At 60.8% G+C, this 13,654-nt stretch carries 14 protein-coding genes; 2 read left to right on the forward strand and 12 right to left on the reverse strand.

Going from position 1 to position 13,654, the window contains the following annotated elements:
* Positions 1-12 precede the first annotated feature (12 nt).
* From U4Z64_RS20360 to U4Z64_RS20370, 3 genes are all read right to left on the reverse strand, one after another.
* The gene (locus U4Z64_RS20360; protein ID WP_321820860.1) at positions 13-444 is read right to left on the reverse strand and encodes a hypothetical protein; all 432 of its coding nucleotides are present in this window, start codon (positions 442-444) and stop codon (positions 13-15) included.
* 92 nt (positions 445-536) lie between these two features.
* Positions 537-3,578, reverse strand: coding sequence for an EAL domain-containing protein (locus U4Z64_RS20365; protein ID WP_321820861.1), 3,042 nt, complete (start codon positions 3,576-3,578; stop codon positions 537-539).
* A gap of 230 nt (positions 3,579-3,808) precedes the next feature.
* Positions 3,809-4,618, reverse strand: coding sequence for an N-acyl amino acid synthase FeeM domain-containing protein (locus U4Z64_RS20370; protein ID WP_321820862.1), 810 nt, complete (start codon positions 4,616-4,618; stop codon positions 3,809-3,811).
* Positions 4,619-4,792: 174 nt separating this feature from the next.
* On the opposite strand from U4Z64_RS20370, the gene U4Z64_RS20375 reads away from it, so the two are divergent.
* Complete coding sequence (locus tag U4Z64_RS20375; RefSeq protein WP_321820863.1) at positions 4,793-5,968, forward strand: site-specific integrase; 1,176 nt, start codon at positions 4,793-4,795, stop codon at positions 5,966-5,968.
* 45 nt (positions 5,969-6,013) lie between these two features.
* On the opposite strand, the gene U4Z64_RS20380 is transcribed toward U4Z64_RS20375, so the two are convergent.
* The 5 genes from U4Z64_RS20380 to U4Z64_RS20400 form a co-directional block, all read right to left on the reverse strand.
* Entirely contained in the window at positions 6,014-6,364 is a 351-nt protein-coding gene (locus tag U4Z64_RS20380) for a hypothetical protein (protein ID WP_321820864.1), read from the reverse strand.
* Between the two features lie 107 nt (positions 6,365-6,471).
* The gene (locus tag U4Z64_RS20385; RefSeq protein WP_321820865.1) at positions 6,472-6,765 is read right to left on the reverse strand and encodes a hypothetical protein; all 294 of its coding nucleotides are present in this window, start codon (positions 6,763-6,765) and stop codon (positions 6,472-6,474) included.
* 23 nt (positions 6,766-6,788) lie between these two features.
* Positions 6,789-7,100, reverse strand: coding sequence for a hypothetical protein (locus U4Z64_RS20390; RefSeq protein ID WP_321820866.1), 312 nt, complete (start codon positions 7,098-7,100; stop codon positions 6,789-6,791).
* A 45-nt stretch (positions 7,101-7,145) separates the two neighbouring features.
* On the reverse strand, positions 7,146-7,571 hold the full coding sequence (locus tag U4Z64_RS20395) for a hypothetical protein (protein WP_321820867.1): 426 nt from the start codon (positions 7,569-7,571) through the stop codon (positions 7,146-7,148).
* Between the two features lie 372 nt (positions 7,572-7,943).
* On the reverse strand, positions 7,944-8,948 hold the full coding sequence (locus tag U4Z64_RS20400; RefSeq protein ID WP_321820868.1) for a CAP domain-containing protein: 1,005 nt from the start codon (positions 8,946-8,948) through the stop codon (positions 7,944-7,946).
* Positions 8,949-9,104: 156 nt separating this feature from the next.
* Between U4Z64_RS20400 and U4Z64_RS20405 the strand changes: the two genes are divergently transcribed.
* Complete coding sequence (locus U4Z64_RS20405) at positions 9,105-10,601, forward strand: UvrD-helicase domain-containing protein (RefSeq protein ID WP_321820869.1); 1,497 nt, start codon at positions 9,105-9,107, stop codon at positions 10,599-10,601.
* Between the two features lie 116 nt (positions 10,602-10,717).
* Here the strand turns inward: U4Z64_RS20405 and U4Z64_RS20410 are convergent, their stop codons facing one another.
* From U4Z64_RS20410 to U4Z64_RS20425, 4 genes are all read right to left on the reverse strand, one after another.
* Complete coding sequence (locus tag U4Z64_RS20410) at positions 10,718-11,311, reverse strand: hypothetical protein (protein ID WP_321820870.1); 594 nt, start codon at positions 11,309-11,311, stop codon at positions 10,718-10,720.
* Between the two features lie 98 nt (positions 11,312-11,409).
* The gene (locus tag U4Z64_RS20415; RefSeq protein WP_321820871.1) at positions 11,410-12,468 is read right to left on the reverse strand and encodes a hypothetical protein; all 1,059 of its coding nucleotides are present in this window, start codon (positions 12,466-12,468) and stop codon (positions 11,410-11,412) included.
* Between the two features lie 69 nt (positions 12,469-12,537).
* Complete coding sequence (locus U4Z64_RS20420) at positions 12,538-13,152, reverse strand: hypothetical protein (RefSeq protein ID WP_321820872.1); 615 nt, start codon at positions 13,150-13,152, stop codon at positions 12,538-12,540.
* Positions 13,153-13,244: 92 nt separating this feature from the next.
* Positions 13,245-13,598 (reverse strand): hypothetical protein, encoded by a 354-nt coding sequence (locus U4Z64_RS20425; protein ID WP_321820873.1) that lies wholly within the window; start codon positions 13,596-13,598, stop codon positions 13,245-13,247.
* Positions 13,599-13,654: the final 56 nt, after the last annotated feature.

Here is a 13,654-nt window from a genome sequence, read left to right on the forward strand (position 1 = left end):
CGCCTTTGCATTTCAATCGGCCGATGCGCTGACCTTCTTCGCATAATCTGCCCACGAGATGACGATCGCTCCGTCAGGCCGGCGCAACGAAGTCGCATCCTGTTCGGCGTCAATCGCCTCGCGAAGCAAACTATGCGTGAGATCGGGTCGTAGATCTGACGCAATTCGCAAAGCGCGCTCCAGTGCCTGTCGCCGGGTCTTATGCAGCGTTGGGTTGCTGGCTTCCGTTCCATCGAACACGTCTGGAAACCGCGCGTACTCCGGGTAGCGATGAAAGTCGGCCAAGAACCACCGCCCATCGCGCGTTTCCTCAAGCATCAGATCCATCCCGTCGCGATTCGACCGGTCCCAATCGGGGCCGGCAATCATGCGGCCAAGATGTGTCCCGCCACGCGTATCGAAACGCGTATGGGTGTAGTCCAAGATGCCAATCAGACTCTTCACAACAGAACTCCTTTGTTTTCTTTGCTATTGCTGCGCGCGAGCGAGACCAAACTCGGATCTCCCTCACAAACAACCGAGGTTCAGGCGTATCACTAGTGCAATTGGTCCGGAAGGCTTTCGTAGTCAGGCTGATCGATGTCTCGCGGCCCGATCAAAGCCAATATCGCGGGATCCTCGATAAAATCCGCTGCCGAGGTCGCGGCAAGGATCGTCTCGGGCGTTTGGGGGCGCGCGATGCCGAAGCCTTGCACGAAGTCGACGCGCATGTTCTGCAGCACTTCGAGGGTGGTTGCATCTTCCACCCATTCCGCGATGCTCTGCATGCCGAGATTGCGCGCCAGTCCGATGGCTGCTTCGACGATGGCCGCGTTGGCAGACAGATTATGGATGTCACGCACGAATCCGCCGTCGATCTTCAGTGCATCCGCCGGTAGGTCGCGGAGATACGGAAACGAGGTGTAGCCGGAGCCGAAATCATCGAGTGCGACGCGCGCACCGAGCCGCTGGAGACTGTCGACCAGCCGCCGGGTATTGTCCAGATCATGCAGCGCGACGCCTTCGGTGATCTCCATGCAGAGCATTGGCACCACGTGCTGATAGCGACGGAAAAGCGCGCCAATCTCGGAAACGAAGCGCTCGTCGTTTAGCGACGCGCCGCTCACATTGATCGAAATGAAGTGTGTGCGTGTCAGCTTCGCACGATGGCAATCGATCCACTCGAGTGTCGTTCTGATCACCCACTGATCGAGCGCGGAGATCGTGCCATTCGCTTCCGCGGCCGCGATGACACGAGCGGGTGGAATCATGCTACCGTCCGGCGCTCGCATACGCAGCAATACCTCGAAGTCGAGCGCATCGTATGGCGCTTCCATCGACATGATCGGCTGCATTGCAAGGAAGAGCCCCTCGCTTGGCAAGTCGCCGCTGAACGTTTCGATCAGACTCAAGTCGCGCGCACGCTCACCGAATATCGTCGCATTGCTCTGATACATGACGACGCGGCCGTTACCATTACGTTTCGCTTCGCGGCACGCGGCATCCGCCATGGAGATCGCTTCTTCGGCGCGCAGATGAGGTGGTGATTCGATGACGCCTATCGACGCCCGGACCTGGAATGCACGCGTGCCGATCCGGTAGGGTGCGCCGCCAATGGTTTCGACGATCTTCTGCGCGACCATTGCCGCGTCTTCGAGTGATGAGGGGCCGAACAGAATGACGAACTCGTCGCCACCAATGCGGCCGACCCGGTCGGCCGGAGCGAGTTCGCCCTCCATGCGCTGCCGTACCTGGCGCAATACTTCGTCACCAATGTGGTGCCCGTACAAGTCATTGATGAGCTTGAAGCGATCCAGGTCCACGTAGCCGATGATGCGCTGTTCGCCAGTTAGCGCAGCCTGTGCCGTGATGTCCTGCATCTCGCGCTCAATCCCGCGTCGGTTAAGCGCCCCCGTGAGCGGGTCGTGCTCGGCAAGATAGCGCAGCGTTTGCACGGCTCGCTGGCGCTCCGTGACGTCCTGGACGAAGCCTTCGAGCTGGGTGCCGGCATGAGCGGCACGCACGAGATAGTGACAACGCGTGGTGCCGGTCGGCTCTGATTGACCCTCGTCGGTTGTCTCGCCCCCAAGCGGCGTGATATCCCGGGTCAGCTCGCGCTCGACGGCGCCGCTTACCAGCGCCTCGTCATAGAGGGACTTCCAGCTTCCCGGCGTGAAGTAATCGTCCCAATGGTGGTGCGGAGCGCTGGCACGCATCCCGAGCATGACTTCAAGCGCTGGGTTGAAACGCGCAAAGCTGCCGTCGGCGTTTAGCGTGAAGAGTCCGACTGGCGTGAGCGCGTAAGTTCGATTCAACTCTGCCTGCATGTGCGCGCGCTGTTGGCGCTCTGATCGGATCTGCTCGGCGATCGCGAACGCTGCCATCAAACTCGAGATGAGCGCGGCGGTCACATTGTTCAAACCGAGAATCAGAAATCGTGTCTTGAATGCTGCGGCCGCGACTTCCGAGAGGCTCGAAAGCAGCGTCACCGCGAGCGCTGCCCCATACCACATAGCCGTGCGTGACGGGGCGAAGATCAACAATCGGACGAGCATGAATACCACCACGCCGATCGCGAAGCTCGCCGTAACCCACATGAGCGGCAAGTACATCGGCACCGGTAGTGCGATCGATGCGGCGAGCAGCACGAAGCCAAGCCCTAGCACCGTGCGAAAGAGCCACTGATAGCCGATGCGCGGCAGGTCGTGGCGAAACAAGGTGGCAAAGAGGGTGCAGGTCAGGATGTAGTAGACCGGCACGGTGATCTTGCGTACCAGGGAGACCCAGCTAAAGGGAATGGGCGCGCCGAGCCACAATGTGTCCCAGCCCATCGAGATGGCGCCGAGTCGGAGATTGCCAAAGAGCCATGCCGCGAAAAGTACGTACACCCAGTCACGGTTGATGAACGCAGCGACCAGCACGAACACGGCCAGCGTGGCAAGGCCGCCTTCGAGTAGACCGGCACGGCGGTAGAAGGTATCGTTGGCTATCTTTTGTTCGGTACCCGACAGGTAGGTTGCGCTGATCGCAGCGGGACCGCTGAAGACGGCACGGCACAACGCTTCGTTACGCGCACCGAGCATGAGCGAGACACCGTTGCCCGAGCGTTCCATATCGCCGGATAGCGCGCGCTGGACCGAAACCTGGCCCAGCGGCTCGAGGTTGTTGCCGTCGTAGCAGGCGATCTGCTGGATGTGACGAGAAGGGAATTGCAGGACGACGCGCGGTGCGGGTGTACCAACCGCGGAGGTCTGCGCGGCGCCGACCGCGTGAGTCGGTACACTTGCAGCAAACCAGAACGGAGTTTCGCTAAGCCGCGTGTCAAATTGGTCGATCAGACGCGTGCGTTTCAGCGCAGATGCGGCGGTTGAGGCGTCCAGACTGCCAGCCGGATCGGCAAGCACGCGCAGCGCCACTGGCGTGCCAACAGGTACGTCGGCAGGGGCGCCGGGATTCACCAGCACGAGCAGGGACAGCAAGCCGATCGCGACCGGGACCGCGTAATAAGAAAACAGGAAAGAAAGAGTCTCGATCGTCGACGCAGTTCGGTCGACGCCGCCGCCTGCGATGGAAAGCTGTGCGTACCGTAGCTTTATCATTCGTTGATTTCCTTGGACCGGTTTCCAGCGCCCATTCACGTCGCACGGACCCACATGAATCGCATCACGGGCCACGGGTCAGGGCGGCTGTGCCCTGACCCGTGGCCCGTGTGCGTGTCGCGGCATTTCTAGCACTGTATCTCCGTGCGCGCCATTGTACGACCTACCGATGCATTACCAACCAATCTTGGCGAGATACAGCGCTGGCGTTCACCCCTTCCACGCGTCGGTCAGCGCGTAGCCCAGGCAGGACCTGCGTGCATTGCAACGCCCCTCTCCCCGAGCGCGGCTGGCACCGTGCCTGGCCAGTCCAGGGACGGTGCCGCATTCAGATCGATGTCCGGGTGATGTGTCAGCATCATGAACGAGTAAAGCGAGTGCCGTGCGCCGCGCCAAAGCGCCTCCGCACTACCCGGCTGGAATGCCATGACGCGGTGTGGGATGTTCTGTGCATGGGCGAGTGGCCGGAACTCCTTCTCGCCAAAGACATCACAAAACAGCAGCCCCGCATAGATCCGGTCAAGTGGGGTGCGCGCCGCGACCACCATCCAGTCGATCTGTTCTTGCAGGCAGTAGAGATAGAACGCCTTGAATAGCGCTTGGCGTACCATCCGGCCCGGCTCGCCGCCCTCCACGCCGAGTCGCGTCGCCCCGATCAGCCGCCCGGACACCCAATCGGGCAATTCTACCGACTGCTCAAGGGATAACGGCTGGAAGCGGTTGGACTGAAGTCTCATCGTACCGACCGGGCGCCCGGAGAGCTTCGATTCAGCGAGCAAGATCAGGCCGCCGGGGGCGCTGTCGTAGGTCTCCGGCTGATCCATCGTGCGGGCAAATTCCGGGACGTGGCGCTGGTAAGCGGACTGGCGCATCTGAAGGGCGCGCTTCAGGCTGTCGTCGTCGCTGACGACACGCACAGCAAACGGCAATCGCTCGACGCGGCGCCCCGGTAGGGGCGCGCCGGGCCGCAGCGTGGGCACCATCGATGCGGTCAGAACCGGGCTCGGCTGGGGGATAACGTTTGCGTGGGTTTGGGACATGGTCAGTTCCTTTTGGATGAGCTGTGGCCGGATGGCCGCAGCGCTTCGGAGCTTCGCATGACGTATTGCCCGGCAGCTTTTCGACGGGCATTAGGAAGATTTGGCGACGTGGTCCGGATCTCTGCCCTCCCCTGCCCGGTTGCCATTTCTGGACCACCCGCTAAACTGTCGAGCATGTCGAACAAGTCCAACGCCCTTGCCGATACGGAACAGCCTTCCAGGGAACGTGCATCCTCGGGGATCGCGCGCGTGCATGCGCCGGACCGGCAAGAGCTGACCGAACTCGTTCACCCTGACATCCGGCATATCCTGACCTGGATCAACCAGGCGGATGTAGACTCGGAACACACCCGCAAGTCGTACTATCGGGAGGCGATCCGTTTTTTGGTCTGGCTTCAGCATCGCCGCGGGCACTTCGTGCGCCTACGTGAGGCCAGTGGAGAGGAGGCGGTCGCCTACCGACAATTCCTCGAGCAGCCATATCCGATCCCGCCCGCTCTGTGCGTGCGCTATGGCCTGACTGGATCCCCCTGGAAAAAGCCGCTGCAAGGGTCGTCTGTTGCCCAGGCGACGACGATCCTGTCTGGTCTCTACGAGTCCCTGCGCCGCACGCCAGACGAGCATGGCAGGCCGATTCTCGAGCTGAATCCGTTCTTTACTCGCCGGCGCAAACGGTCCGACGACGTCACGCGCCCGCGTGAGCGCGCGCTGACCGTCGAACAGTGGCACGCCGTGCTGGAGACGATCGAGTCATTGGAGGACGAGCAACACCGCGTGCGCTGCCGTTGGATGTTCATGTTGGCGTACTACACCTACCTGCGCTCGCATGAATTGGCCAAGCTGCTGATGGCCGACTTCCGCCGACTGCCATCGGCGCCAGGCCGGTGGACGCTCTGGGTAGTCGGCAAGGGAGGCACACGCGCAGAGATCTCTGTTCCGCCGCCGCTTATAACCGAGCTGATCGCGTATCGCCGCTATCACGGCCTGTCGGACTTCCCAACAACGGGCGACGAATCCCCGGCCATCCTGTCGATGCGGCCGCGGATTTCGGACGGCGTGACGAAACCGATGAGCCCGTCAGCCATGTACCTGATCTTCAAGGTTCTCTTCACGCGCGCGGCCGAACGCCACCCAGAGCATGCGGAATCGCTCAAGCGCGCGTCAACGCACTGGATGCGACACACGGGCATCACACTCACGCTTGATTCAGGACTCGTCGATCGACGCTTTGTGCAGAAGCAGGCCAGGCACGCGAGTTCCCAGACCACGGACCGCTACGACAACCGGCCAATCGAAGCGATCGTCTCGGCGTTCTCCGTGGTCACGGCGCCCCCGCAAAAGGCGTCCTAGCGAGCATCCTCGACGACTCTTCGAATCGTCGAGTTTTCCGTGGCGTCAGACGGCCGGCTTTACTGCGCGCGGCCGATGCTTCTTGCCGCACTCCTGAACCTGCGCGAGAACGGTGTTGCCTTCGGGTGCTTCGCTCGACTCGTAGGAGAAGGTGTCGCCCTTGTACTCAAGAACGATCTGATACTGCGGCTCGGTCGCAAAGTGGTTGATCTTGACGACATGCGACTCACACCTGCCATCCGTGCATGTCGTGGTTGTTTCAGGCAGATCCATTTCCTGGTGCAAATCGTTGACCTCGACGACCGGCAAACGAACCCTCTTGACTACGCAGGTCTCTTCGGCGTGACTCACGCCGATCAAGCTCGTCAGTGCGAGCAGCAAAGCTACTTGCTTCATCTCACTCCCCGTCGAAAATCCAAACCGATCTTCCGGCCCATTCGTCTTGATGTTGAGGCGCGTCCTGATGTATGCGGGGCGTGTTGAGCCGGCATCGTGCGTTCCACTCACTCGGTAGGAACCAAGCAAGGCTGGTGGTGTCCTTCGTCTGGTTCTTCCCTTAGCAACGCATAGGGCCGTAGCAGCTGATATTGGACCGACTCCGGCACCACCTTCACATACAGGTCGTAGCACTCACCGTCGGCCGCACACGCTGCCAGCAAACTGTCCGATGAACGATGCTCTGCCTTGGCCGCGAGCGCCTTGTCGATCGCATTACGCAAAGCCACAAGATCCTCTCGCGTCCCGACGATATACGCGTCATCGTGCTCGTGCTCCTGGGCATAGACGTGCAGAGTCATCTACTTTTCCTATGTACTGTCGGTTATCGCGTGCCGGTCTCGTAGCACATCCCGGCGAGGAAGCCCTGCATCTTCTGCTCGCTTCCGCTTCGAAGGTAGTCACCGTGGACAATCATGTCCTCGGCCATCAACGAAAGCTTGACGTCGATCATTTGCGGATGCGCAAAGCGTCGGTTCACGATGTCCTCCACGGGACGATGATCGCGAACAGCCTCCTTCGCCATATTGATAGCGTCTGCACTATGTGCATCGCACGCGATGTAGTCGCCAACCCGAAAGCCGTTCACTTGTTGCGCATTGGCCGCCACCATCATGCTCGCGAGCGCTACCGTCAAAGCTACTTACCTCATCTTGTTCCTCGTTAAAAAATGCTTTTCCTGTTACTCGCGATCGACATGCACAGGATACGCACTATCGCCGGGCCAGGTATGGTCCCAATCAGACATGTCATCGTCAGCACTGTTCGGATAGCCATCCGGCCACCCAGCCAGATTCGCGCGGATGTATGCATCGGTGTTCAAGTGGACCTCTGCGGCGGAAACTTTCTTTACACGCCATGCGGCCAGCTCGGCATTAACCAGCTTGATCAATTCGACTCGGTAGTGCTGTCGATCACGATAAAGCGCGCCGGGATCGACCTCAAGACGTGGAGGCACATAAAGCGCAGCAGGCACGCATCGCTCATTCGGGGCCACGCCATGAAACACCTCGCTTATTCGCGCGGAGTATCCGTTCGGCTCGGACGAAATACGGACGTAGAACAATCTTTCGCCTGCCTGGACTTCGTAGACTCGTTTGCTCGGCATGACAACTTTTCCTTGTGCCGGCGTGGCCGGCGTTTTCCGTGGTGTTAGTGGCGCTCTGTTTTCCGCCGTTCTCATCACACTTCGCAGTACATCGCGGACCCGCTGATCACCACAGCACGCCGCGCGGCAATCGTTTCCCGACGTCAATCAATTTTTCGTGGGCACCAATCGCCAACCGCTGCTCTTATCCATGAGCAAGTCGTTAGCATACGCACACGACTCAGGGGTGAGCAACTGCACGCGTATCACTTCGCGTCGGGGGTGCCGAACCTCGGTCTCGATGGTGTCGCCCAGCCTGGCAAACTCGACCTGTTCCATTTTTCGTCCTTGCGTCAATTGGCGGGACCGCCTCTCCCGACTTCAAGTTTTCGCTCATGCTCCCGTATGGAAGGTGAAGTGCCGCGTAAACGGCTTGCCGTTGACCGTGCCGGCGATCGTCGCCGTGTATGACGACAGCGGCATCAGCGGCTTGCTCGGGTACGCGACCGCCGCGTACGGCTCCACCTCGTGGTTCACGTCGGTCGACGAATCCAGCAGCTCGAGTTCCACGACGCGGCCACTCGCGTCAGTCATCGTGCCGGTCGTAAGACGAAGCACGTCCCACGGACTGCCTGACAGGGCGATCGGCGATCCCCAGGCGCCTTCGGTGCCTGGCGGCGTCGGAGTTTCACCGAAGCCAGTGTGGGGAACGCCTGTCGATCCTTCGCAGGGGAAGGTCAGCGGCAGGTCGCCGGCGATCGGTTGAAGATTCGAGACGGTCAGGTCGGAGAGCACTTTAGGGTAGGCGCCGAGGGTGATCTTCCCCCAGCCAATACCAATTTGCGTCAAGGGTGAAGCGACGACAAAGGCGTGGTAGACGCCCGACACCCATCCCGCCAGCACGGCCTGCCCGTACTGCTCGTCCGTCAGTTCCGTGCTGCGCATGTACGAATTCGCCACCCCACCGACTCCGACCGAGCCAGACGGGAAGCCATACTTCGCGGCGCGTTCGGCATACGTCGCACCGACAAAGCCCTTCGCCAGCGGCACCTCGCTATCCACCACGGTGCCGTCATTGACGACCATGTAGGCGGAATGCGCCTGAGCCGCCGCGTCGAGCGCCAGATTCTCCGTGTAGGCGGGGAATCCACACTGCACGCGCATGGCGTTCAGTGTCTCGAACAGCACCGCTTGGGGCGTCCCGGCCTTGTATTGCGCCGGCGACACGTTCGCCGTGTCCGCCGTCTGATTTGCCGGAAGTGCCGGCGGATTCGAGCCAGCATCCTTGACGCTTGCGCAGCCCGTGCAAAGGGCCGCGGTCAAGGCCGCAACGAGCGTCGCGGCCAGCGAGTGACTTGAGCGTGGAGAAGGGCGGCTGATGTTCTTGTTGTTCTTCATGGGTCGGTATGAAATCTTGCTGTTTTGTTATGAATCATCCTACCGATACGGCCAGTGGGCGTGCAACAGACGTCAGTTCCGGCGCGGCAATTTATATTGCATGATATTTAAGCGTGCAACATAATTGGTCTCCGCTCTCTTTTTTTGGGGACTGCCATGCGAACGAGCATTCTCGGTCAAGCGCGGCGAACCACCGCGATCCGGTGCACCGCCGAACAACAGCGCGTCGTCGATTCGAACGCCCGGATCCTTGCGGTAGACGCCGGTGCCGGCACGGGCAAATCGAGCACACTCGAGGCGTACTCCCTCGCCCGGCCGGCGAAGCGCATTCTGCTCGTTTGCTTCAACCGATCGATCGCCGAGGCCGCGAAAATGCGGTACCCGAGCAACGTCGAGTGCCGCACTACGCACTCGCTTGCCTTCGCCAAGGTCGGCCGGGCGTATTCGCACAAGCTTGGCAACCCGTCCGCCTACGACATCAGCGCCCAGACAAAGTCGGGCGTGCGCCTGTCCAAGCATGCACTCGACACCATCAACAACTGGCTGACGTCGGTCGACGGGCAGATGGACGATGCACATGTCAGTGACGACATTTCCGATCCGATGCAGCGCGCGGCCACGCTTGAGCTTGCGAAAGTGGTCTGGGCAGGCATGGCCGACGTCAATTCCCCCGTCAAGATGCCGCATGATGGCTACCTGAAGCTTTGGGCACTCACCAAACCACGCCTGCCGTACGACATCCTTCTCCTCGAGGAGGCGCAGGACACCAATCCCGTTACGCTCGATCTGATCCTCGCGCAACGGGAACATGCTCAGCTGGTGTTCGTCGGCGATCGCCACCAGGGCATTTACGGGTTTCGCAAGGCAGTCAACGCGATGGAGTCGGTGCCGGCTGATGAGCGTGCCCCTCTCACACAGTCCTTTCGATATCCGGAAGCCATAGCCGAGATCGCCACGGCGCTGCTGCAGACCTACAAGCAGGAAAAGAACGTGCTGCACGGCCTCGCTGATGCTCCAATCGGCTGGAAGGTGGACCGCGCGAAGCATTATGCGATCTTGTCGCGCACCAACAGTACGCTGTTCGGCGAGTTGGCCGTACTCGTCACGGGTCCGCAACCCGTGAACGCAATCCACTACGTCGGCGGGTTCGGCAACTATTTCTTCGACAAGGTTCTGGATGCCTATCGGCTTTGGGCCGGCGACACCGATTCGATCCGAGATGGGTCGATCCAGCGCTTCACGTCATTCAATGCACTCACAGAGTACAGCGAGGAGGCCGACGATCCGGAATCGAAGGCGCTTGTGCGCGTGGTCAAGGAATACACTGGGGACATTCCGGCCATCTATGCTGCGTTGAAGGCGGCCGAGGTGCCCGAGGAGCGCGCGCAGATCACTGTGTCGACCGCCCACAAGGCCAAGGGCCTTGAGTGGCAGCAGACGGTCCTGACGGAAGATTTCATCGAACTGCCGCCCGACGAGGAGAAAGGCTACGATCCCGAAGAGATCAACCTGCTCTACGTCGCAATCACGCGTACCATGCGCAATGTCGAGATACCCCAGAACCTTCGTGAATGGTTCGACGAGTACCAGGCCGAGAGAAGCTTGGCCGCCGAGCATTCCGGACTCAATGAAGACTCGGCGCCACGGTACTAATTTCTGACGACGCCACCAAATGCGTGAGTGATTACGGGTATTCGTTTTTCGCGGTTGATATCAACATTCGGACAGGGCAGTTGAGACGTCACCTTGTCTTTCCGATTTCTGGACGTCTACTCGATATCGGCGTGCCGCTTGTCCGTCCACGAACCGGAAGCGATCTGATTCCAGTGATAGAGGTCAACCACGCCGATTCGCATCGCCCATCCTGAGTATCGGCCGTAGGCCGGATGCTCGGGAGTAGTCCACTCCCATTCGTTCGTCGTGACATGGACGCCGAGCTGATTCTTGGCCTCGCGGTGCTCGTCGTACCCGGTGTGAATCAGCGGGAAGTCATCGGGGAGGTTAGCGAGTGCCGCGCGTAGCTCGCCAACCGTGCGCGCGTAGGTGCTCTGCCAGTAGCGCCGCGCGAGTGCCTGGTCCGGCGATAGCGGGCGAGGCACGCCAAAGAATCGGTAGATGGTGGCTCGGGATTCGAACGTGCAAAACTCCACGTGGCCGGGGAGCTTGCACCGCTCAACAGCGGGTTGAACGTTGAAGGCGACCAAAGACTTGTCGCCGTGAATCAGGTCGACGGCGGCCTGATAGTCGCCGTCGTAGCTTGCCGTCACCAGATACGGCAAGTCTTGCCCGCCGACTTCGTGATCGGCGTCCGTGTCGTATATCTCTATTAGTTTGATCGGTGAGGAATTCATGGGTGCATTCATGTTATTCAAATCCAATCTGGCCACCACCGGTTACAAGTTGCCGAAAGTAAAACCGCATTTCGTGGTTGATATCAACCACGAAAAACGGATGCCCATGATTACATCCGCGGGGCAGGTGACGCAGCTTCGTTCTCGGCGTCTTCCGGCGCCGACACCTCCATAACCTCCCAGTTGCCCTCGAGGTCAAGCGCGACGCGGCCGTCGACATCCACGGCCATCATGTCCGCCAGCTTCGACAGTAGATCTCCGAGCGGCGGGAAGCTTTCCGCCGCAACTTCATCGTGCGCGCGCACGCGCAGCGTGACACTGACGAAGACTTTGCGATCGTCCGGATTCTGGGCGTCGTCTTCAGCGATGTAGCCCCGAACTGCTCCCACCACGTTCCGCGGCAGCTGGCCTTCGGCTGCCACGACTTCCGTGAAGCCGGCGGCCTCTTCGGCCGAGAGTTCGCATGCCGACAGGTCGATGGAGGTATAGCCGACATCCTCGAAGCGCACGTCAAATTCCTGGAGATGCATTTCAGACGACGCCACGCTTGCCGCCTCGCCAGACTCGCTTCGAGCTTCAGGGTGATTCAACGTGGCCCGCGTCGCTTCACTCTGCGCAAGGGCGTTTGTTTGCGCCGCAGCCAAGGCGTACTCAGCTCGCGCGGCCGCTTCCCGGGACGGATACGTGAAATCCTGCGCGTCGTCCAGGTCGACGCCGCGGCGATGATCGCACAGGATACGCCACCGACCGTCCGGGAACTTGTTGCTGACGCACCCGATCGCGCCACCCGGGTAGCGCACGCCGTGCACGTACCAGCCCTCGTCCCGATACCGCGAAAACGACGGCTGCCAATCTCGGGGAGGCGCGAAGCGCGCGAGATGCGCTTCGCGAGGCGTGACACCCAGAAACGTGCGCATCTCATCGACCGACCGTATCGCTCTCGCTGCGCTCAAGTCGAGTTTCACGTCGAAGGCCGTGCCAGTCGCCCACATCCGGAGCCCGCGCAGGATGCGCGGCGGAGTGTGATTCGTCCGTTTGACGACGTCAACGCAGGTGTCGCCGTAGGTGATGGAGTACCCGGCCGCCTCCGCGTCCTTCAAGAATTCGCGCTTGGTGTCCGACAGGCCGGCGAGGAATGTTGCCTTGGCGTGGGCACGAGGTTGATTCATGTCCGGTATGATTTTTCTCCCCTGGATTCGGTGACGGTTGCCCTGATGTCCTGCTTTCTTAGCGATTCCTTACACGTGCGGGTGATCGAGTTGCGAATCCCCGTCATCCGCGGCGATCGCATCTCCGCTTGCTCCGTGCCACCCACCGGGATCCAACGTGCGGCTGAATCGCTCGGCCGCTTCGTTGCGCGTCCAGCAGGCGCGCGGGCCGTACAGGTCCAGCGCGAAGGCTGCATCGACTGGGTCTGCCAGGTCGAAGCAGATCTGGCTGCATGCGCCGGGTACGAGCCGGACCCACGGGTCGACGATATAGCGCTCGTCGATCACCGCGAAATCGTGGCCGCCCGGGTGAATTTCCTCGCGCGCCACGCGCGAGGTCGGGTTGTCGCAGTTCTCAAAGCCGTAGATCTGCGCGCGATCTGGCAGCGCTCGATAGATCCGCATTGCATACCCTGTGCAGTTCGTTATCGAGCCATCGGGGAACTGCGCCGACAGCGCCGGACATGCGTCGCCGCGGCGCGCGTAAAGCGAGTCGCTTTCGGATGGCGTGTAGCACGTCCCATCGTCGGCGATGAACGTCACACCGAAGGCCTCGTCTGTGCCGAAGTACCGTTCGACGAACGCTCGCATGGTGTCCGACTCAGTAGCGGGATCGGCCATTGAAACATCCGGGGCAACGTCCATCTAAGCCTCTGCAGGCCGGATGCCGCTGATCGGCACGGAGCAAGCGGAGATGCGATCGCCGCGGTTCGCCGTGGAGTCGATAGTGCGCAAGATCAGCCCCCCATGCCTTCGCGGAGTCCCGCTTCGTCTGAGCCGGATTCCTCGTTCTTGCCGTCGACGCGTGCGTGCACAGCGTCGGCTTCGGAAATGTGCTGGGCGTCCTGATGGGCGAGTCGATCAAAGAGCACCGCTTTGAAGTCCTTCACAGAGATCGTGGAGAATGGCCCGCCGTCGACACCACGTTCAACCAGGCGGTCGATGACATGACATGCCGCTTCCTGATCGAAGTGCACCGCGGCCACGAGCGTCATGTCTGCCTCGCCAAAATATGGACCCTCATTGCCATCCATGAGGATCTGGCCCGCAGCGTTTTTGACGAGTAGGTTCGCCGTTTCTTGGTTATCCACCTTGTTCTCCGGAGATTGCTGCGGTTTAGGTGACCCAGTCACACTTTCCTGCTCCA

Source organism: Burkholderia sp. BCC1996 (genome assembly GCF_905339955.1).
Classification (GTDB): domain Bacteria; phylum Pseudomonadota; class Gammaproteobacteria; order Burkholderiales; family Burkholderiaceae; genus Burkholderia.

What these genes read in the sequence shown, in the direction of transcription:
- U4Z64_RS20410 (WP_321820870.1), bottom strand. Translation starts at nt 11,311, where the DNA reads ATGAATGCACCCATGAATTCCTCACCGATCAAACTAATAGAGATATAC.
- U4Z64_RS20420 (WP_321820872.1), bottom strand. Translation starts at nt 13,152, where the DNA reads ATGGACGTTGCCCCGGATGTTTCAATGGCCGATCCCGCTACTGAGTCG.
- U4Z64_RS20405 (WP_321820869.1), top strand. Translation starts at nt 9,105, where the DNA reads ATGCGAACGAGCATTCTCGGTCAAGCGCGGCGAACCACCGCGATCCGG.
- U4Z64_RS20375 (WP_321820863.1), top strand. Translation starts at nt 4,793, where the DNA reads ATGTCGAACAAGTCCAACGCCCTTGCCGATACGGAACAGCCTTCCAGG.
- U4Z64_RS20365 (WP_321820861.1), bottom strand. Translation starts at nt 3,578, where the DNA reads ATGATAAAGCTACGGTACGCACAGCTTTCCATCGCAGGCGGCGGCGTC.
- U4Z64_RS20385 (WP_321820865.1), bottom strand. Translation starts at nt 6,765, where the DNA reads ATGACTCTGCACGTCTATGCCCAGGAGCACGAGCACGATGACGCGTAT.
- U4Z64_RS20395 (WP_321820867.1), bottom strand. Translation starts at nt 7,571, where the DNA reads ATGCCGAGCAAACGAGTCTACGAAGTCCAGGCAGGCGAAAGATTGTTC.
- U4Z64_RS20370 (WP_321820862.1), bottom strand. Translation starts at nt 4,618, where the DNA reads ATGTCCCAAACCCACGCAAACGTTATCCCCCAGCCGAGCCCGGTTCTG.
- U4Z64_RS20400 (WP_321820868.1), bottom strand. Translation starts at nt 8,948, where the DNA reads ATGAAGAACAACAAGAACATCAGCCGCCCTTCTCCACGCTCAAGTCAC.
- U4Z64_RS20380 (WP_321820864.1), bottom strand. Translation starts at nt 6,364, where the DNA reads ATGAAGCAAGTAGCTTTGCTGCTCGCACTGACGAGCTTGATCGGCGTG.
- U4Z64_RS20415 (WP_321820871.1), bottom strand. Translation starts at nt 12,468, where the DNA reads ATGAATCAACCTCGTGCCCACGCCAAGGCAACATTCCTCGCCGGCCTG.